This is a genomic window from Glacieibacterium sp. (assembly GCF_965200405.1).
In the GTDB taxonomy this organism is placed as follows: domain Bacteria; phylum Pseudomonadota; class Alphaproteobacteria; order Sphingomonadales; family Sphingomonadaceae; genus Glacieibacterium.
This window is the reverse complement of the sequence record NZ_OZ241356.1, coordinates 38,618-58,050: the sequence shown is the minus strand read 5'-3', so window position 1 is coordinate 58,050 and position 19,433 is coordinate 38,618. Positions and strand designations below refer to the sequence as shown.

Sequence of the window (19,433 nt, the reverse complement as noted above, 5' to 3'; positions counted from 1 at the left end):
GAGGGGAGCAGCAAGGGCGGCTGCCCGCAGCGCCGGGCCAACGTTACTAAGCACGGTCATTCGGCTGGCTCCGCGACTGGGGCGTGCGGATAGGCGGCGTCGGCGTCGGGCCGGGGTGCGCGGCGGCGGTGCGGGATCTTGGACGAGAGCCAGCTGGCGATGACGTAGAACACCGGGGTGAACAACAGGCCGAAGATGGTCACGCCGATCATGCCGAAGAACACCGCGGTGCCGAGCGCCTGCCGCATCTCGAAGCCCGGGCCGCTGGCGATGGTCAGCGGCACGACGCCGAGGATGAAGGCGAACGACGTCATCAGGATCGGGCGCAACCGGGTGCGGGCGGCGCTTTCGGCAGCCTGCCACCGGTCCTCGCCGCGCTCCTCCGCCTGCTTGGCGAACTCGACGATCAGGATGGCGTTCTTCGCCGCGAGGCCGACCAGCACGACGAGGCCGATCTGCGTCAGGATGTTGTTGTCGAAGCCGCGCAAATTGACCCCGAGTATGGCGGCCAACAGACACATCGGCACGATCAGGATGACTGCCAGCGGCAGCACCAGCGATTCGTACTGCGCTGCCAGCAGCAGGAAGACGAAGACCACCGCCAGTGCGAAGACGATCGACGCGGTATTGCCCTGGGTCTTCTCCTGGTACGCCAGCTCGGTCCATTCGAAGCCGAAGCCATCGGGAAGTGTCTTGGCGGCAAGCGACTCCATCGCATCGAGCGCCTGCCCCGACGAGAAGCCGGGCATCGTGTCGCCCTGCAGTTCCGACGCCGGATACAGGTTGTGACGGACGACGCGGTACGGGCCGGCTTGGTCCTTCAGCGTCGCCACCGAGCCGATCGGCACCATCTGCCCCGACAGTGAGCGCGTCTTCAGGTTAACGATGTCGGACGGGTCGTGGCGGAACGGTGCGTCGGCCTGTGCGGTGACACGGTAAGTGCGCCCGAACATGTTGAAGTCGTTGACATAGGTCGAGCCGAGATAGGTCTGCAACGTCGAGAACACGTCGGAAGGCGCAACGCCGAGCTGCTGCGCCTTTTCGCGGTCGATGTCGGCATAGATGCGCGGCGTGCCGGTGTTGTAGAGCGAGAACACCGAGGTCAGGCCCTTGGTCTGGTTGCCCGCCATCATCATCGCCATCGTCGCGCCCTCGAGCGCCTGCGCGCCCTTGTTGCCGCGATCCTGGATCATCATCTTGAAGCCGCCGCCGGTGCCGATACCGCGAACCGGGGGCGGAGCGACGACCAGCAGATTGGCGGCGTCGATGGCGCCGAGCTTCTGGCGCAGCTCCGCCAGGATCGAGTCACCGGTCTGGTTATGCTTCTTGCGGTCGGCGTAATCGTCGAGCGCCAGGAAGATCGTGCCGGCATTCGGCGCGTTCGAGAAGCTGGCGCCGTCGAGGCCACCGATCGAGACGATGTGGTTGACGCCGGGGATCTTGAGCGCCGTGGTGATGGCGTCCTGCATGACGACGCCGGTGCGCTCCAGCGTCGAGCCGGGCGGCATCTGGACGATGCCGATCAGATAGCCCTGGTCCTGCGCCGGGATGAAGCCGGTCGGGGTGGCATTGAAGCGCCACGCCGCCAGCCCGAGCAGGCCGACATAGCAGACTAGCACGATGGCGATCAGCCGGACGGCGCGCGCCGTGACCCGGCCATAGCGGTCCGACAGCCAGTCGAAGCCGCGGTTGAAGCCGTTGGCAACGCGCTGCAACGGCGCGAAGATGCCGCGCGGGTTCTGCGTCGCATGGTCGTCGTGCGGCTTGAGCAGCAGGGCGGCCAATGCCGGCGAAAGGGTCAGCGAGACCAGGCACGAGATCAGCGTCGCCGCCGAGATGGTCAGCGCGAACTGCTTGTAGAACTGCCCGGAGATGCCGCTGATGAAGGCGGTCGGGATGAACACCGCGCACAGCGTCAGGGCGATGGCGATCAGCGCGCCGCCGACCTCGTCCATCGTCGCGAAGGCGGCGTCGTGCGGGCTGAGGCCATTGCGCAACTCGCGCTCGACGTTCTCGACGACGACGATCGCGTCGTCGACGACGATGCCGATGGCGAGCACCAGGCCGAACAGCGACAGGCTGTTGAGCGAATAGCCGAAGGCCGCCATGACCGCGAAGGTGCCGATCAGCGACACCGGGATCGCCAGCACCGGGATGATCGCGGCGCGCCAGCTCTGCAGGAAGATCAGCACGACCAGCACGACCAGCAGGATCGCCTCGACCAGCGTCTCCTGGACGCTGTCGATCGAGTCCGCGACGTACGTCGTCGGGTTGTACGGGATGCTGTAGGCGACGCCGGGCGGGAAGCTCTTCTTGGCTTCCTCCATCGTCGCGATGATCGATTCAGCGGTCGCCAGCGCGTTCGAGCCCGGCAGCTGGGTGATGCCCATGCCGATGCCCTGGGTGTGGTTGATATAGGCGGTGGTGCCGTAGTCCTGGGCGCCGATCTCGATGCGCGCGACGTCGGAGACGCGGGTGAGCGCGCCATTGGGATCGGCCTTGATGACGATGTCGCCGAACTGCTCGGGCGTGCTGAGGCGGCCCTGGGTCTGGACGCTGAGCTCGAAGCCCGAGCCGCCCTTGGCGAACGGCGGCGCACCGACGCTGCCCGCGGCGACCTGGACGTTCTGGGCGCGCAGGGCGGCGACGATCTCCGAGGCGTTGAGATTGCGCGACGCGGCCTTTTCGGGGTCGATCCAGACTCGCATCGCGTAATCGCGGGCGCCGAACAGCTGGATGCCGCCGATGCCCTGCAAGCGCAGCAGCTTGTCGCGGACCTGCAGCGTCGCATAGTTCGACAGATACTGGATGTCGTGGCTGTTGTCGGGCGACGTCAGGAACACCGCCATCAGGATGTCGGGGGTGTTCTTGCGCGTCGTCACGCCGAGCGAGCGCACGGTGTCGGGCAGGCGCGGCTCGGCCGAGCTGACGCGGTTCTGGACCAGCACCTGGGCGGTATCGAGGTTGGTGCCGAGCTTGAAGACGACGTTGATCGTGACCGTGCCGTTCGCCGTCGACGACGACGTGATGTACAGCATGTTCTCGACGCCGTTGATCTCCTGCTCCAGCGGCGCAGCGACGGTGTCGGCGAGAACTTCGGCCGAGGCGCCCGGGTAGGTCGCGGTGACGGCCACCGTCGGCGGCGCGATCTCGGGATATTGCGCCACCGGCAGCGTCGGATAGGCGAAAATGCCGATCAGCACGATCAGCACCGAGATCACCCCGGCGAAGATCGGCCTGTCGATGAAGAAGTGCGAGAAGCGCATGTTACTTGGCGTCCGCCGCCGACGTGGCGGAGGTCGCGGGTGGCTCGGTCAGCTCAGGGACAGCCGGGCCGGTGCCGGGGGCGGGCGGCACGATCTTGCCGAGCTTGGGCGTCACGGGCGTGCCGGGGCGGCCGCGCTGGACGCCGGCGATGACGACGCGGTCGGTGGCCTTCAGACCCGAACGGACGACGCGCAGGCCGTCGACGATCGGCCCGAGCTCGACGACGCGTTGCGCCACCTTGTTGTCGGGGCCGACGACCAGCGCGACGCGGCGGGTCTGGTCGGTGACGATCGAATCCTCGGGAATCAGCATGCCCATGTAGGCGCCCGAACCGAGCAGGCGCATGTGGCCGAACAGGCCCGGGGTCAGGAAGCCGCCGGGATTGCGGACCTCGGCGCGGCCGCGGATCGTGCCGCTGCCCTGGTCGAGGGCGTTGTCGACGAAGTTCATGCGGCCGTGCCAGCGGTATTCGCTCTCGTCACCCAGGCGGATATCGACCGGGTTGGGGGCGACGCGCGACGACGGACGGGTGCCGGCGCGGTTGGCGCGCTGGTATTTGAGGTAGACCGCCTCGGAACCGGTGAAGGTGAAGTAGATCGGGTCGAGCGCGACGACCGTGGTCAGCACCGTGGTGCCGGCGGTGACGAAATTGCCGACATCGAGGCGACGGTCGGACAGGCGCCCGGCGATCGGCGCGGTGACGCGGGTGAACTCGACATCCAGGGCCTTGGCGCGGATGTTGGCCTCGCCCGCTGCCAGCGCGGCATTGGCCTGGTTGAGCGTCGCCTGGGCCTGTTCGAATTCTTCCTTGCTGACGGCGTTGGCGTCCAGCAGGCCCTTGGTGCGGGCGAAGGTGGTGCGGGCGACCTCGGCGGAGGCGCGCAGGCGCAGCGCATCGGCCTTGGCCTGGTCGAGGACCGCCTGGAACGGGCGGGGGTCGATGACGAACAGCAGTTGCCCGGCCTTGGCGAACTGGCCGTCGCGGAAATTGACCGACTTGATGTAGCCGGAGACGCGCGGGCGCACTTCCGACTCTCGGATCGCCTCGAAGCGGCCGGTGTAATCGTCCCAATCGACGATCGGCTTCATCAGCGGGGTCGCGACGGTGACTTCGGGAGGCGGTCCGCCGGGGCCACCGGGAGCGCCCGCGGCACCGTCCTGCTTGCCACCACAGGCAGCAAGAGTCAGCGCAAGCGCAGGCAGAAGAATGGAGCGCATTTTGTTTCCCGGGGTTTGCCGCACTGCAACACAAACATAGTCGTGAACTTCAAAGCTGCCAAGCGGTGATTTGACCGGCGCTCAAATCGCCTCAGGAACCGGGCTGGGTGGAGCCCGTTCTGAGGCCGAGGGAGAACGACATGGCAGCCAAGGAACCCAAGCCCGGAGACAAGGTCGAATGGGATTCGAGCGGCGGGCATTCCGTCGGGAAGGTGGTCAAGAAGATCACCTCGCCGACTTCGATCAAGGGCTACAAGGTCGCGGCGTCGAAGGATAATCCGGAATTCATCGTCAAATCCGACAAGTCCGGGGCCGAGGCGGCGCACAAGCCGGGCTCGTTGAAGAAGGCGCGTTGAGATGGACATGAAGCCACCGGCGGCGGTCGCGGCGGCCGCAAAGAAAGGCTTGGAGCTGCGCGAGAAATTCAATCGCGGCGGCACCGAAGTGGGGGTCAAGCGGGCGCAGCAGCTGGCCGGGCGCCACGCAGTCTCGGAGGAGGATGTCACCGCGATCAGCAGCTATTTCAAGCGCCATACGGTCGACAAGCAGGCCAAGGCGCACGAGTGGGGCGACGACTCAGATCCGTCGGCCGGGTACATCGCGTGGTTGCTGTGGGGCGGTGACCCGGGCGAGAAATGGGCCGACGGGCTGAAGGCGAAGCTCGACAAGGACTAGGCGTCGCGCTCCCGGGCGGCGCGGGCGAGGACCAGCGCGTCGATGTCGGAGTCGCTGAACCCCGCCTCGGCCAGCACGGCGCGGGTATGCTCGCCAAGGCGCGGCGGATAGCGCATCGGCGGTCGCTCGCCGTCGAAGCGCACGGGCACGCCGGGATAGCGCAGGTCGCCCGCCGGGTCGGGGATGACCTCGAAGAAGTTCGTTGCCTTCAACTGCGGGTCGTCGAGCAGGTCGTCGAGTCCGAGGATCGGTGCGGCGGGGATTTGCAGCCGCTCCAGCGTGGCGACCCAGTCCGCGGTGGTGCGCGTCCGGACCAGCTCGCCCGCCAGTTCATACAGCGCCGCGATGTTGGTGGTGCGCACCCCGACGTCGAGGAAGCGCGGGTCGCTCGCCAGCTCCGCCCTGCCGTTCTCGGTGAAGAACGCCCGCCAGTGCGCGTCGGTGTAGGGCATCATGCAGATGAAGCTGTCCGCCGTCGGCAGCGGCTTGCGGAAGGCGTTCATGACGCGCGGATAGCCGGTGCCGGCCTTGGCGGGGATGAACTGCTCGCCGTACAGATGCTCGACGAGGTTGAAGGCGACCAGGCTCTCGAACATCGGAATCTCGACGAAGCCGCCGGAGCCGGTCTTCTCGCGCCGGACGATGGCGGCGAGGATGGCGATGGCGGCGGTCAGCCCGCTGATCTTGTCGGCGGCGATGGCGGGGTAATAGCGCGGCTCCCCGCCCTGGCGCGCCATCAGGTCGGCGATGCCCGACATGCCCTGGATGACGTCGTCATAGGCGGGCTTGCCGGCGTACGGCCCACCTTCCGCAAAGCCGTGCAGCCCGGCGAACACCAGTCGCGGATTGCGCTCCAGCAGCACTTCCGGCGCAAGGCCGAGCTTCGCCAGCTTCTGCGGGCGGATCGAGTGGAGCAGCACGTCGGCGGTATCGACCAGCCGCAGCAGCGCGTCGCGGCCGCCATCCGTCGAAAGGTCGAGCACGATCGAGCGCTTCGAGCGGTTCACCCCGAGGAAGATCGCCGACATGCCGGGTTCGTAGCTCGGCCCGGTGTGGCGCGTCGTGCAGCCGCCAGGCGCCTCGACCTTGATGACATCGGCCCCGAGGTCCGCGAGCCATTGTCCGGCGTAGGGCGCGAACACCACCGAGCCGAGGTCCAGCACCTTGATGCCGGCGAGTGGCAGCGCGCTCATTCGGCGGGGACGCCGCGAGCCTCGGCAAGCACGGGTGCGCGGCGGCGGCGGCGCGTCGAGAGCCGCTCGATGCCGAGGTAGACGACCGGGGTGATGAACAGCGTCAGCACCTGGCTGACCATCAGGCCGCCCATCACCGCGACGCCGAGCGGCTGGCGCAGCTCCGCACCCGCGCCGAGGCCGAGGGCCAGCGGCAGCGCGGCGGCGATGGCGGCGAAGGTCGTCATCATGATCGGGCGGAAGCGCTTGACGCACGCCTCGCGGATCGCGTGTTCCGGCGTCCAGCCCTGCTCGCGCTGCCCCGACAGGGCGAAGTCGATCATCATGATGGCGTTCTTCTTGACGATGCCGATCAGCATGACGACCCCGATAATCCCGATGACGTCGAGCGGCATCCCGAAAATCGACAGTGCGGCAACGGCGCCGATGCCGGCGGCAGGGAGCCCGGACAGGATGGTGATCGGATGGACGAAGCTTTCGTACAGGACGCCGAGCACGATGTAGATGACCAGCACGGCGGCGAGGAACAGGATCGGCATCGACTTGGTCGAGGCTTCGAACGCCTGCGCATTGCCCTGGAACGAGCCGCTGAGCGAGGCAGGCATGCCGAGGTCGGCCTGGATCGCCTCGATCCGCGTCTTGGCCTGGGACAGGGCGACGCCCTTGCCGAGGTTGAACGCGACGGTGACGGCGGGCAGCTGCGACTGGTGGCTGATCGACAGCGGCGCGCCCTCGATCACCGTGCGCGTCACCGCCGACAGCGGCACCGTCGACCCGGCGCGGCCGCGAACGTACAGCCCGCCGATGCTGTCGGGGGTCATCTGCAGGTCGGGCAGCGCCTCGAGGATGACGCGGTAGCTGTCGACGTCGGTATAGATCGTCGAGATCTGGCCGTTGCCGAACGCCGAGTACAGCGTCGAGCGGATTGACTGGATCGGTACGCCGAGCCGTGACGCGGCATCGCGGTCGATGATGACCCGCGCCTGGCGACTGCCGACGGTATAGTCGGAGGTGACATCCTCGAACCCGGGGGCGGCGCGCAACCGTGCCTCGAACGACGGCGCGAAGTCGTACAGCGTCTTCTGGTCGACCGACGCCAGCGTATACTGGAAGTTAGACGCCGCACCGCGACCGCCCAGCGTCAGGTTCTGCGGAATGTTGGGATAGGCGGCCGCGCCGGCGATGCTGCCGAGCTTGCGCCGCAGCCGCGACTGGACCGCTTCGGCGGACTCGCGCTCGCCGCGTGGCTTGAGCATGCCGAACATGCGCGCGCCCTGCCCACCGGTGAAGGCGGCGACGCGCATCACTGCCGGATCCTCGGCGAAGATCTTGGCGACGGCGTCCTGCTTGGTCAGCGTCGTCGGATAGGAGGCGTCGGGCGCGACCTCGACATTGACCGCCAGCGTGCCGGTATCCTCGGTCGGGAAGAAGCCCTTGGGCACCGCGCTGAAGCCCCAGATCGCGACGAGGATCGACAGGCCGGTCAGGATCAGCACGGTGCGCTGGTGGCGCAGCGTCGCGTCGAGGCCGCGGACATAGGCGTTCTGCAGGCGCTGGAAGGCGCCGGTGGTGACGCGTGCGACCCGGCCCGGTGCGACATGGCCGGGTTTGAGTACTCGCGCCGCGGCCATCGGGATCAGCGTCAGCGCCAGGATCGCGGAGACGAAGATGGCGATGGTCATGGTCACCGCGAATTCGTGGAACAGCCGCCCGACTACACCGCCCATGAACAGCAGCGGGATGAACACCGCGACCAGGCTGACCGAGATCGACAAGACGGTGAAAGCGATTTCCTTGGTGGCGACGACGGCGGCCTGTCGCGGCGACTTGCCCATCTCGATGTGGCGGACGATGTTCTCCAGCACGACGATGGCGTCGTCGACGACGAAGCCGGTGGCGAGCGTCAGCGCCAGCAGGCTGAGGTTGTCGAGGCTGTAGCCGAAGGCGAACATGCCGGCGAAAGTGCCAATGGCGGCGACCGGCAGGACCAGGCCCGGGATGAAGGTGGCGCGCAGGTCGCCCAGTACCAGGTAGATCACCAGCACGACCAGCACCGCGGTGCCGACCAGCGTATATTGCGCGTCGGCGACCGAGTGGCGGATCGACTGCGAGCGGTCGACCATGATGTCGATGGACGCCGATGGCGGCAGCGTCTCGCGTAGCGACGGAATCAGGTCGGTGATGCGGTCGACGAGTTGCACGACGTTGGCGCCGGGCTGGCGGACCACGGCCATCATCACCGCGGTTTCGCCGTTGAACTTGGCGACGCCGCGCAGATTCTCGATCGAATCAATGACGTTGGCGACGTCGGCGACGCGCACCGGGATGCCGTTCTGCGAGGCGATGACGATCTGGCCGAACTCCGCCGCGGTCTGCATCGTGCCGGTCGCGTCGAGGACGTAGTTGCGCTGGCCGTTGCCGATCAGGCCGACGGCGCTGTTGGTGTTGGCGCCCGCGACGGCGGTGCGGACATCCTCCGGCGTCAGGCCGCGCGCCGCCAGCTTGGCGGGGTCGAACTGGACGCGGACGGCGTATTTCTTGGCGCCCATCAGGTTGATCTGGGCGACGCCCTCCAGCGTCGAGATGCGCGGCACGATGGTGGTGTCGAGCATGCGCTGCATGTCGGACAACGACCGCGCCGGGTCGCGGACCGCGAGGATCAGCACCGGCTGGTCGGCGGGGTTGACCTTCTGGAACGATGGCGGGTCGGGCATCTCCTGCGGCAGGCGGCGCTGCACCGCCGACAGCGCGGTCTGCACGTCGAGTGCGGCGGCGTCGATGTTGCGGTCGAGCGCGAACTGCACGGTGACGCTGGTCGAACCGGTCGAGCTGAGCGAGGTGATCTGGTCGATGCCGGCGATGGTCGACAGCTGGCGTTCGATCGGCGTCGCAACGGCGCTGGCCATGGTCTGCGGATTGGCGCCGGGCAGGCTGGCGTTGATCTGGATGGTCGGGAAATCGACCTGGGGCAGGGCGGCGACGGGCAGTTGGCGATAGCCGAACGCACCGGCGATGATGATCGCGATGGTCAGCAGGATCGTCGCGATCGGGCGCGACACGATCAGTTCGACGATACCCGTTGCGGGACGCTCCCCACCGCTGGTGCCCGCGCTGCCGCCCGGACCGCTGCCGCTCATGCCTGGGTTGCCTTTGGCTTGTCGCCGCGACCGGCGCCCGGGCCGCCCGGTCCACCACGGCCGGCACCCTTGACCCGGACGCCGTCGCCGTCCTTCAGCTTGGCCAGCGCGTCCGAGACGACCCGCGTACCGGCGGTGATCCCGGCGGCGATGAAGGCCCGGCCGTTGGCGCGGCCAACGACCGAAACCTGGGTCATCTTGACCTTGTCGCCATCGCCCAGCGCCCACACGAAGCTGCCGTCGCGACCGTTCTGGATCGCTGCTTCAGGCAGCGAGATCAGGTGCTGCGGCATCGACAGCGGCAGGTCGACCGAGACCAGCGCACCGGGCCAAAGCTCGTCGTTGCGGTTCTCGAACTGCGCCTTGGCGGTGAGCGTGCCGGTGGTCGGATCGACATTGTTGTCGAGGAACACCAGCCGGCCGCTGGCGATCGGCGGCGCGCTCTCCGATGGACGCGCCAGCACGGTGACCGGACCGGCGGCGAGCGCGCTGCGCAGCGTCTGGATCTGTTCGGGCGGCACGGCGAAGCGCGCGGTGATCGGCGACAGCTGGTTGACGGTGACCAACGGCACGGTATCGCCGGAACGGACCGTCGCGCCGACCTTGTAGCCGATCTCGCCGGTGCGGCCGCTGACGGGGGCGCGGATGGTCAGGTAGCTCAGCGAAGTCTCGGCCGAGGTGATCGCGGCGCGCGCCTGGCCGATGCCGGCGATCCCGGTGTCGGCGATCGCCTGCTTCTGCTCGATCGTCGCCTTCGACACGAAGCCGCTGCCGAGCAGCGCCTGGGTGCGCTTCAGATCGGCGGCAGCCTGTCCCGACGTCGCCGTGGCGCTGGCGAGGGCGGCACGATTTTGCGCGATCTGGGCAAGCACCGCACGGTCGTCGAGACGGAACAGCGGCTGGCCGGCGCGGACCTGCTGGCCTTCGCTGAACAAGACCGCCGTGATCTGGCCGTCGACGCGCGACCGCACCGCGACCGACTGCAGGGGGGTTATGGTGCCGAGCGCCGACAGCCTGGGAACGAAATCGGCAATCGCCGCCTTTTCGACGGCGACTGTCATCATCGGACGCTGGCGTGTCTTTTCGGCAGCACCATTGCCGCATCCGGCAAGTAACAACAGAAGCAACGATGTCGAGGCAGGTGAGAACTTCATGTGTCAGGCTAATCCGGTTGTTACGTCGTCATGCCACGCCCGCACGAAGGGTCAACTCTAGAATCCGGCCAACACTCACAGATTGAGCCGGGTTGTTCAGGCGGTTACGACATGCGCGACCTTTTGCCTGTGCAACCCGAAACCTCAGTCGATGTTCGATGTATCGCCGTCACGTCGGCACCAATCAAGAGGTGTTTCATGCCAGTCCGTTTTGCCGCTACCGCCAATGCTTTCGAGAAGGGCATTGAAGCAACCAAGCCAGCCGCCGCGGTCAAGATGATCGAAGGCTGGGAAGAAGCACTGAAGGATGTCGATGTGCCCGGTGCCAAGGGTATCGCCCGCGATCTCGAAGCCCTGAAGAAGGCGCTGTCGGCCGACGAGCCGGATGGCGAGCGGGTCAAGACGCTGCTCGGCAAACTGGCGGAAGGCGTCACCAAGATCGCCGGGCGCACCGAGGGTGCCGTGCAGCCGAAGCTGGAAGAACTGGGCGAGGCGCTGAAGGCCGCCTGAGCCTTACGCCTTCGCAGCTTACGTAAATCGTTATTACCGACAAGTCGCTTGCACGTTCGTTCTGCGCTGCACACTATGGCGGCGTGGAGCGGACCTGTGGGGAAACCTTGGCGCAGATAACGGCTTTCGATGAGATGTTCGGCTTCGCGAGTGCCGGCACCGAAACGGTACGCGACGCGTACCGCCCTATACGTGCGTGGCTGGATAACTCCCCGCAGGAAGTCATGGAGACCCGGCGACGCCAGGCCGAGCTGTTTTTCCGGCGTATCGGCATCACCTTTGCTGTGTACGGCGACCCCGATGCGGCGGAGCGGCTGATCCCCTTCGACATCGTGCCGCGCATCCTGTCGCGTGCCGAATGGGTGACGCTGGAGAAGGGACTGGTCCAGCGCGTCAAGGCGCTCAACATGTTCCTGGCCGACATCTACGGCCCGCGTGAAATCCTGCGCGCCGGGATCGTGCCGGAGGAGCTGGTGCTGCTCAACCCGGCCTATTCGCTGCCGATGATCGGGCAGCGGCCGGCCAATGACATCTGGGTCCATATCGCCGGCATCGACCTGGTGCGGACCGACGCGCATGAATTCTACGTGCTGGAGGACAATGCGCGGACGCCGTCGGGCGTGTCGTACATGCTCGAGAACCGCGAGGTGATGCTCAAGCTGGTGCCGGAGCTGTTCCGCAACCTCAAGATCGCGCCGGTCGAAATCTATCCCGAGGCGTTGCTGGAGACGTTGCGCTCGGTGGCGCCGGGCGGCTGCAAGGGCGATCCGGTGACGGTGCTGCTGACGCCGGGCCAGCACAACAGCGCCTTTTACGAACACAGCTTCCTGGCCGACAAGCTGGGGATCGAGCTGGTCGAGGGCAGCGACCTCGCGGTGCGCGACGACGTCGTCTACATGCGGACGACGCAGGGGCCGCGGCGGGTCGACGTGATCTACCGGCGGCTCGACGATGCGTTCCTCGATCCGCTGACCTTCAACCCGGGGTCGCTGCTGGGCGTGCCGGGGCTGATGAATGCCTATGCGGCGGGCAATGTCACCATCGCCAACGCGGTCGGCACCGGCGTCGCCGACGACAAGGCGATCTACAGCTACATGCCCGAGATCGTGCGCTTTTATACCGGCGAGGAGCCGATCCTGAAGAACGTGCCGACGTGGCGCTGCCGCGAGCCGGAGGCGCTGGGCTATGTCCTCGACCATCTGGCCGAGCTGGTGGTCAAGGAAGTCGACGGGTCCGGCGGCTATGGCATGCTGGTCGGGCCGCATGCTCCGGCAGCGACGATCGCGGCGTTCGCGGCCAAGCTGAAGGCGCATCCGGAGAAGTTCATCGCCCAGCCGACGCTGGCGCTGTCGACCTGCCCGACGCTGTGCGACACCGGCATCGCGCCGCGCCACGTCGATCTCAGGCCATTCGTGCTGACCGGGGCGAACGGCACGCGCATCGTGCCGGGCGGGCTGACCCGCGTCGCGCTCGACCCTGGCTCGCTGGTGGTCAACTCCTCGCAGGGCGGCGGAACCAAGGATACATGGGTGCTGGATGAGTAGCGGACGATGCTGAGCAGCACCGCCGGCAATCTGTACTGGGTCGGCCGCTATATCGAGCGTGCCGATTTCCTGTCGCGGCTGATCGAGGCGACGTTGCGGCTGGCGTCGCTGCCGCAAAGCTATGGCGGCGCGACCAACGCCTGGGAAAGCGCGCTGGAGGCGGCGTGGATGACCGAGGCGCATTCGGCGCGCGGCCTGCCGATGGACGAGCTTGGCGTGTCGGAGTTCCTGACCGTCGATGCCGCGAACCCGAGCTCGATCCGCCGCTGCGTCGAGGCGGCACGCGCCAATGCGCGGGCGGTGCGGACCGCCCTGACGCTGGAGGCGTGGGAGGCGATCAACGGCGCCTGGCTGGAGGTGCAGAAGTTCGGCACCCGCCTGACCAGCCGCGAGGACCTGGTGACGCTGCTGGAGACGGTCAAGGCGGCGATGCAGTCGTTCGACGGCGCCGCGCACCGCACCATGTTGCGCGGTGACGCCTATTGGTTCGTGCGGCTCGGCTCGGCGATCGAACGGGCCGACAACAGCGCCCGGCTGCTGGACGTGAAGTATCACCTGCTGCTGCCGCGCGGCGAGGCGGTCGGGGGCAGCCTCGACTATTTCCAGTGGACGACGATCCTGCGCACGGTGTCGGCGCTGACCGCGTATCGCTGGGTGTACCGGGACTCGGTCAAGCCGTGGCTGGTCGCCGACCTGCTGATCCTCAACAAGCAGATCCCGCGGTCCCTGGCGTGTTGCTACAGCGACCTGCTGCGCTATCTCGACCTGCTCGCCAGCGCGTCGGGGGGCAGGCGCGGCGGCGCGCACCGGCTCGCCTCGGCCGAGCATGCGCGGCTCAACTCGATGAAGATCGACACGATCTTCTCCGGCGGCCTGCATCAGTTCCTGCAGAAGTTCATCGGCGACAACAACCGGCTCGGTGAAGCCATCGCCGAACAATATCTGTTCTAGGAGCGCGCCAGGTGCGGATCAGGATCGATTACACGACGGCGTACGACTATGCGCTGCCGGCCAGCAACGTCGTTCAGCTGCTGCGGGTGCAGCCGCACGCGCATGAGGACCTGCACGTGCTGGCGTGGCGGGTCGACGTCGATGCCGACGGCTCGCTCCAGCTCGGCACCGACGTGTTCGGCAACTGGACCCATACTTTCTATGCCGAGCACCCGATCACCAAGCTGACCCTGAAGGTCGCGGGCGAGGTCGAGACGGTCGACACCGGCGGCGTCATCAGAGGCGCCAACGAGCCGCTGCCGCCAGTGCTGTACCTGCGCACCACCGGGCTGAGCCTGCCCGACCCGGCGATCCGCGAATTCGCCGAAAGCTTTGCCGGCAAGGACCGGCTGGAATCGCTGCACGCCATGCTGAGCGGGGTCCACGACCATATGACCTATCAGGTCGGCGAGACCGGGACCGGCACCGACAGCGCCACGGCGTTCGGCCAGGGGCTGGGCGTCTGCCAGGATTACACCCACATCTTTTGCGCCGGCGCCCGGCACCTCGGCATTCCGGCGCGCTATGTCTCGGGGCATTTCGTCAATCACGAGACGCAGGGTGCCGGCCATGCCTGGGCGGAAGCGTGGGTCGACGATCTCGGCTGGGTCGGCTTCGACCCGACGCACGGTATCTCGACGACGGCGGCGCATGTCCGGGTCGCGGTCGGCCTCGACTATCTGGATGCGGCGCCGGTGCGCGGCGCGCGGCGCGGCGGTGGTGTCGAGACCATGCGCGTCTCGGTCAACGCGTTCGATTCAGGCGCGACCTATGGCGGTGGCCAGCAGCAGCAATGACCTATTGCATCGGCATACTGGTCCGCGACGGGCTGGTGATGATGGCCGACACCCGCACCAACGCCGGCGTCGATAACATCTCGACCTATCGCAAGCTGCGCGTCTTCGGCACCCAGCCGGGGCGCTGCCTGGCGGTGTCCAGCGCCGGCAGCCTGTCGGTGACCCAGGCGGCGGTCGCCAAGCTGACCGATGCGATGACCCTGCCGGGTGCCGACGAGCGCGACACGCTGGATAACGCCCCGTCGATGTTCCGCGCCGCGCAGCTGGTCGGCATCGCCCTGCGCGAGGCCAAGTCGGTCATCGAGGCGACCATCGACAACGACAAGATCGCGACCGGCGCCAGCCTGTTGTTCGGCGGCAGCATCGGCGGGCGCAAGCCGCGTCTGTTCCTGATCTACGGCAGCGGCAATTTCATCGAGTGCCAGTCCGACACGCCGTTCCTGCAGATCGGCGAGCACAAATACGGCAAGCCGATCCTCGACCGGCAGATCACCTATGACACGCCGATCGCCGAGGCGATCAAGGTCGGGCTGATCTCGTTCAGCTCGACCATGCGCTCCAACCTTGCGGTCGGGCTGCCGATCGACCTGCTGACCATCGAGCCGGGCTGTTCGGAGCCGGGGCTAAACCACCGCATCGACCATGAGGACGCATATTACCGCGAACTCGACGACCGTTGGGGCGCAGCATTGCAGGCGGCGCAGCGCGAAATCCCGACGCCGCCCTATGGCCCGCCCCAAGTCATCTAGGCGGGTCGGATCTAGGCTGGCCGGGTCGACCCCGTGGCGCCGGCGATGCCGCGGGCGCGCAGCATGATCGCCATGACCAGCCCGACCGCAGCAACGGCGGTCATCGCCAGATAGCCGACCGCGCCGACCCGGTCGTACAACGGTCCCGAGACCAGCACCGCCGCGGCATAGGTCGGCGCATTGGCGAGGCCCATGTAGATCATCTGCGCCGTCGGTGCCCGGTCGTCACCGTGGATGGTCTGGATAAAGCGCATGCCACCGAGGAACGTCGCGGCGAAGCTGAGCGCATGGAGCAGCTGCAACGGCACCAGCAACCACACCGGCGGCAGGGCCGCGAGTGCGGTCCAGCGCAGCACCGCACCAACACCGCCCGCGACGATCAGCGTTTCCGGCCGGAACTTGGCCGACCAGTTGCCGAGGAACATCAGGAAGCCGACCTCGGCCAGCACGCCGACGTTCCAGAGCATCGCGATGGTCGAGCTGCTCAGCCCCTGCGCGTTGGACCAGACCAGCGAGCCAGCGGTGTAAAGGAAGGCGGCGCTGGCCTGGATCAGCCCGGCGGCGAAGATGAACAGCGTGAACTCGGGGTTGCGCAGCATGCCGAGGCCGGACGACAGCCGCTCGCCGAACGGCACCCGGCGCTCCTCGGCGGCCAGTACCGGCTCCTTGGGCATCCAAGCGCTCCCCGCGATCATCAGCATCGAAACCAGCAGCATGAAGCCCCAGATCGGCCAGAAGCTGCGCATCCAGTCGTTGAGCAAGCCGACGGTGGTGGTGCCGATGACGAAGGCCGCGCTGGCGAGGCCACGAGCAAAACCATAGCTCGGCTTGCCGGTGCGGGTCAGCCGCAGCAGCGCCGTCTCGACCACCGGCAACAGGCCCCAATAGGCGATGTCGAGCAACAGGATCAGCAGGAACACCGCGGCGAAGCCATCGAGGAAGCGCAGCGCGATGAACCCGGCGGTCAGGACGATGGTGAACAGGAACAGCGGCGCGCGGCGGTCGCTGCGCCCGTCGGCCCAGGCCGCGGTCAACGGCCCGGCGATCGCCCGGCTGAACCCGGCAATGGCCAGCACGACGGCGATCTCGGCGCCCGAGAAACCATGGACCTTCTCCAGCCAAAGCGGCAGGAACGGAATCAGGCAGCCGAAGCCTGCGAAGAACAGGCAGGCGAGAACAGTTGAGCGTACGGCTGGACTTGCTGGCACTCGGGACTCCGGATTCGATCGGTTCCACCATGGCGGTTAAAATTTCGGCTGTCATCCGCAAGGGGCATCGAAACCCAAGTTCGTGGCAGGCGTGCCGCAGCAGGCCGCGCCCCGGTTGCATCGCGCACCGGCCCGATGAAAGATGCGCGCCAACAAACCTTGGGAGCCCGACGCCATGACACAGCCCGCCTTGTTCGACCTCAGCGGCCAGACCGCGGTCATCACCGGATCGTCGCGCGGCATCGGCAAGGCCATCGCGCACCGCATGGCCGAACACGGTGCCAATGTCGTGGTCAGCAGCCGCAAGGCCGATTCCTGCGACATCGCCGTGGGCCAGATCAACGACGCCGTCGGGCGCGAGGCCGCCGTCGCCATTCCCGCCAACATCGCCGACAAGGCCAGCCTCCAGCATCTTGTCGATGCGACGCTGGAGCGGTTCGGCCAGATCGACGCGCTGGTCTGCAACGCCGCCTCGAACCCCTATTTCGGGCCGCAGTCGGGGATCACCGACGACCAGTTCCTGAAGATCCTGCAGAACAACATCGTCTCGAACCATTGGCTGATCGCCATGGTCGCGCCGGCGATGCGCCAGCGCAAGGCGGGCAGCATCACGATCATTTCCTCGGTCGGCGGCATCAAAGGGTCGACGGTGATCGGCGCCTATTGCATCTCCAAGGCTGCTGACATGCAGCTGGCGCGCAACCTTGCGGCGGAGTTCGGGCCCGACAATGTCCGGGTCAACTGCATCGCGCCCGGGCTGGTCAAGACCGACTTCGCCAAGGCGCTGTGGGACAATCCCGAGATATTGAAGCACTCGACCGCCGCCGCCCCTCTGCGCCGCATCGGCATCCCCGACGAGATCGCCGGCATGGCAGTGCTGATGGCGAGCCGGGCCGGCGGATTCATGACTGGGCAGAGCGTCGTCATCGACGGCGGCGTCTCGGTCGTCTGACCTGCTCACTCCGAGCCAGGAGGAACGAACCTCAGCCTTGACAATTTGTACCAGATCGGCTATAGATTTGGCTGAGTAGGAGCGTGCGTAATCCTCAAGCCTGGAGATGCACGATGCCTGGCCACCGTCTCGGCGATCTTTCGATGCGCTTTGAAACCGGCTTCAGGCCGGGGCAGGAGGCGCTGGCTTGCGCCGTCGTCTCGACCGGCCTGCTTGGACAGGGCAGCGCCGATCCGGGCGGCAGGAGCTATGGCGCGTATCAACTGTCGTCGACGGTGCAGGCCGGGCAGCAGGTGCTGGCGTTCCTGAAGGCCGAGGGCAAGCCGTGGGCGACGTTGTTCGCCGGCCTCGACCCGACCCGGGCGGGACGGTTCGCCGCGGCATGGAAGGTGGTTGCGACGAGCGAGGCCGCCGCTTTCTTCGCTGCCCAGCACGACTTCATCCAGCGCACGCATTTCGCGGTCGTGGTCGCCAAGGTCCGCCTGCTGACGCGCATCGACCTGTCGGCCCGGTGCCCGGCGGTCAGCGATGTCGTCTGGTCGATGGCCGTCCAGCACGGCCGCGCGGCGCAGCTGGTCACGGCAACGATCCGCGCGCTGCAGCCCGGCGTCGGCAACCGGGCCTTGATCGACGCGCTGTACGATCGCCGCGAAATCTATGTTCGCGCGCTCGGCCTGGCTGGCCTGGTCAAGGGCCGCTATGTTCCCGAGCGGCGCGACGCGCTGGCGCTTCTTCCTCACGGAGAGTGAGCGGCAGCGTCTCGATACAGGGGCCAAGTTTGGGGCGGACGTCGATGGGCTGGCACTCAGCCTGGGGCGGGTCAGCCGGGACGCGCCGCCACTGCCGCTGCGAATGCCGCTTCGAACATCTCGGCGGTCAGGCGGCCGGTGTTGGTGTTGTAGCGGGAGCAATGATAGCTATCGACCAGCACCGGGCCGGTATGCAGCCGGTGCACGGCGGCATGGGCGAAGCGGTGCTTGGGCAGCTTGCCGCCGAGCGCCTTGACCGCCGACTGGTGGGCGATGGTGCCGAGTGCCAGCACGACTTTCAAATTCGGTAGGCTGGCGAGCTGCGCCTCGAGGAACGGGCGGCAGGCGTGAATCTCCGATACCTCGGGCTTGTTCTGGGGCGGCACGCAGCGCACCGAATTGCTGATGAAGGCGCCGGTCAGGCGCAGCCCGTCGTCGGCGCGGGCATCGAAGACGCCCTCCGACAGGCCGAACTTGGCCAGTGTCTCGTACAGCAAGGTGCCGGCGAAATCGCCGGTGAACGGGCGGCCGGTGCGGTTGGCGCCGGTGACGCCGGGAGCCAGGCCGACGATGCACAGCCAGGCGTTCGCGTCGCCCCAGCCCGGCACCGGCGCATTCCACCAGTCGGGATGCGCGGCGCGATTGGCGAGGCGGTACTCGACCAGCCGCGGGCAGATCGGGCAGTCGCGCGGCGGATCGGCGAAGTGCGGGTCGGCCAGGGGCGCGTGGGTCTCGGTGTCTGCAGAGTTGGTGTCCATGGCGGCGCTGTGTATGCGCGACCGGGCATGGCCGCAAACATCCTGATCGCACTGGGCTCGAACCGACGGCATGGCCGCTTCGGCAGCCCGGCGGGCGTCGTCGAGGCAGCGGTCGTGGCGCTGGCCGAGGCGGGGTTCGCCGTGGTGCGGCGCTCCCGAATTCATGCGACTGCGGCGTTCGGACCGGGCGGGCGCAGCTATGCCAACGCCGTGGTCGAAGTAGCGAGCGCGCTGGCGCTGCCGGAGGTGCTGGTGCGGCTGAAGGCGATCGAGCGCGCTTTTGGCCGGCGCGGCGGAAGGCGCTGGGGGGCGCGGGTGCTCGATCTCGACATATTGGCGCAGGGCGATGCGGTGTTGCCGTCGCGCCTCGGCTGGCGGGGCGCGCGGGCCGGGCTGGTGGTGCCGCATCCGGGGATCGCGCTGCGCCGCTTCGTGCTCGATCCGCTGGTCGAGGTCGCGCCCGGCTGGCGGCACCCGGTGTTGGGTGCCACCAGCCGGCAACTGCGGGCGAGGCTGCTGCGGCGCGGTTGAG

17 protein-coding genes are annotated in these 19,433 nt (G+C 67.6%); 10 read left to right on the top strand and 7 right to left on the bottom strand.

Annotated features, from left to right (window positions below):
* Nucleotides 1-56: 56 nt before the first annotated feature.
* Both ACOFKW_RS00235 and ACOFKW_RS00230 read right to left on the bottom strand, forming a co-directional pair.
* Nucleotides 57-3,266: an efflux RND transporter permease subunit gene (locus ACOFKW_RS00235; protein WP_419815345.1), complete on the bottom strand. Its 3,210-nt coding sequence runs from the start codon at nucleotides 3,264-3,266 to the stop codon at nucleotides 57-59.
* A gap of 1 nt (nucleotide 3,267) precedes the next feature.
* Nucleotides 3,268-4,485, bottom strand: a complete 1,218-nt coding sequence (locus tag ACOFKW_RS00230; protein ID WP_419815344.1) for an efflux RND transporter periplasmic adaptor subunit — start codon at nucleotides 4,483-4,485, stop codon at nucleotides 3,268-3,270.
* Nucleotides 4,486-4,625: 140 nt separating this feature from the next.
* Between ACOFKW_RS00230 and ACOFKW_RS00225 the strand changes: the two genes are divergently transcribed.
* Nucleotides 4,626-4,841 carry a DUF2945 domain-containing protein gene (locus ACOFKW_RS00225; protein WP_419815343.1) on the top strand — a complete coding sequence of 72 codons (216 nt, stop codon included), beginning with the start codon at nucleotides 4,626-4,628 and terminating at the stop codon, nucleotides 4,839-4,841.
* 1 nt (nucleotide 4,842) lies between these two features.
* Entirely contained in the window at nucleotides 4,843-5,160 is a 318-nt protein-coding gene (locus ACOFKW_RS00220) for a hypothetical protein (RefSeq protein ID WP_419815342.1), read from the top strand.
* On the opposite strand, the gene ACOFKW_RS00215 is transcribed toward ACOFKW_RS00220, so the two are convergent.
* Genes ACOFKW_RS00215 through ACOFKW_RS00205 form a run of 3 tightly spaced genes read right to left on the bottom strand, consistent with a single transcriptional unit; the run spans nucleotide 5,157 to nucleotide 10,554 of the window.
* Nucleotides 5,157-6,353: a CaiB/BaiF CoA transferase family protein gene (locus tag ACOFKW_RS00215; protein ID WP_419815341.1), complete on the bottom strand. Its 1,197-nt coding sequence runs from the start codon at nucleotides 6,351-6,353 to the stop codon at nucleotides 5,157-5,159. The two genes, ACOFKW_RS00220 and ACOFKW_RS00215, sit on opposite strands and share 4 nt — an antisense overlap.
* Nucleotides 6,350-9,490, bottom strand: coding sequence for an efflux RND transporter permease subunit (locus tag ACOFKW_RS00210; RefSeq protein WP_419815340.1), 3,141 nt, complete (start codon nucleotides 9,488-9,490; stop codon nucleotides 6,350-6,352). Before ACOFKW_RS00210 ends, ACOFKW_RS00215 begins: the two co-directional genes overlap by 4 nt.
* Nucleotides 9,487-10,554, bottom strand: coding sequence for an efflux RND transporter periplasmic adaptor subunit (locus ACOFKW_RS00205; protein ID WP_419815339.1), 1,068 nt, complete (start codon nucleotides 10,552-10,554; stop codon nucleotides 9,487-9,489). Before ACOFKW_RS00205 ends, ACOFKW_RS00210 begins: the two co-directional genes overlap by 4 nt.
* A gap of 201 nt (nucleotides 10,555-10,755) precedes the next feature.
* Here ACOFKW_RS00205 and ACOFKW_RS00200 point away from each other — a divergent pair, with 201 nt between their 5' ends.
* The 5 genes from ACOFKW_RS00200 to ACOFKW_RS00180 all read left to right on the top strand — a co-directional run bounded on the left by ACOFKW_RS00200 (nucleotide 10,756) and on the right by ACOFKW_RS00180 (nucleotide 15,234).
* A complete protein-coding gene (locus ACOFKW_RS00200; protein WP_419815338.1) occupies nucleotides 10,756-11,154 on the top strand; it encodes a hypothetical protein in 399 nt (132 codons plus the stop codon).
* 134 nt (nucleotides 11,155-11,288) lie between these two features.
* Nucleotides 11,289-12,698 carry a circularly permuted type 2 ATP-grasp protein gene (locus ACOFKW_RS00195; RefSeq protein ID WP_419815337.1) on the top strand — a complete coding sequence of 470 codons (1,410 nt, stop codon included), beginning with the start codon at nucleotides 11,289-11,291 and terminating at the stop codon, nucleotides 12,696-12,698.
* 6 nt (nucleotides 12,699-12,704) lie between these two features.
* Nucleotides 12,705-13,649: an alpha-E domain-containing protein gene (locus tag ACOFKW_RS00190; RefSeq protein WP_419815336.1), complete on the top strand. Its 945-nt coding sequence runs from the start codon at nucleotides 12,705-12,707 to the stop codon at nucleotides 13,647-13,649.
* 11 nt (nucleotides 13,650-13,660) lie between these two features.
* Nucleotides 13,661-14,485: a transglutaminase family protein gene (locus ACOFKW_RS00185; protein WP_419815335.1), complete on the top strand. Its 825-nt coding sequence runs from the start codon at nucleotides 13,661-13,663 to the stop codon at nucleotides 14,483-14,485.
* On the top strand, nucleotides 14,482-15,234 hold the full coding sequence (locus ACOFKW_RS00180) for a peptidase (RefSeq protein ID WP_419815334.1): 753 nt from the start codon (nucleotides 14,482-14,484) through the stop codon (nucleotides 15,232-15,234). Before ACOFKW_RS00185 ends, ACOFKW_RS00180 begins: the two co-directional genes overlap by 4 nt.
* 11 nt (nucleotides 15,235-15,245) lie before the next feature.
* On the opposite strand, the gene ACOFKW_RS00175 is transcribed toward ACOFKW_RS00180, so the two are convergent.
* Nucleotides 15,246-16,442 (bottom strand): MFS transporter, encoded by a 1,197-nt coding sequence (locus ACOFKW_RS00175; protein WP_419815333.1) that lies wholly within the window; start codon nucleotides 16,440-16,442, stop codon nucleotides 15,246-15,248.
* Between the two features lie 175 nt (nucleotides 16,443-16,617).
* Here ACOFKW_RS00175 and ACOFKW_RS00170 point away from each other — a divergent pair, with 175 nt between their 5' ends.
* A complete protein-coding gene (locus tag ACOFKW_RS00170; protein ID WP_419815332.1) occupies nucleotides 16,618-17,394 on the top strand; it encodes an SDR family oxidoreductase in 777 nt (258 codons plus the stop codon).
* 113 nt (nucleotides 17,395-17,507) lie between these two features.
* A complete protein-coding gene (locus ACOFKW_RS00165) occupies nucleotides 17,508-18,143 on the top strand; it encodes a hypothetical protein (RefSeq protein WP_419815331.1) in 636 nt (211 codons plus the stop codon).
* Between the two features lie 71 nt (nucleotides 18,144-18,214).
* Here the strand turns inward: ACOFKW_RS00165 and ACOFKW_RS00160 are convergent, their stop codons facing one another.
* A complete protein-coding gene (locus ACOFKW_RS00160) occupies nucleotides 18,215-18,901 on the bottom strand; it encodes a uracil-DNA glycosylase (RefSeq protein ID WP_419815330.1) in 687 nt (228 codons plus the stop codon).
* 27 nt (nucleotides 18,902-18,928) lie between these two features.
* Between ACOFKW_RS00160 and folK the strand changes: the two genes are divergently transcribed.
* Entirely contained in the window at nucleotides 18,929-19,432 is a 504-nt protein-coding gene (gene folK, locus ACOFKW_RS00155) for a 2-amino-4-hydroxy-6-hydroxymethyldihydropteridine diphosphokinase (protein WP_419815329.1), read from the top strand.
* Nucleotide 19,433 lies beyond the last annotated feature (1 nt).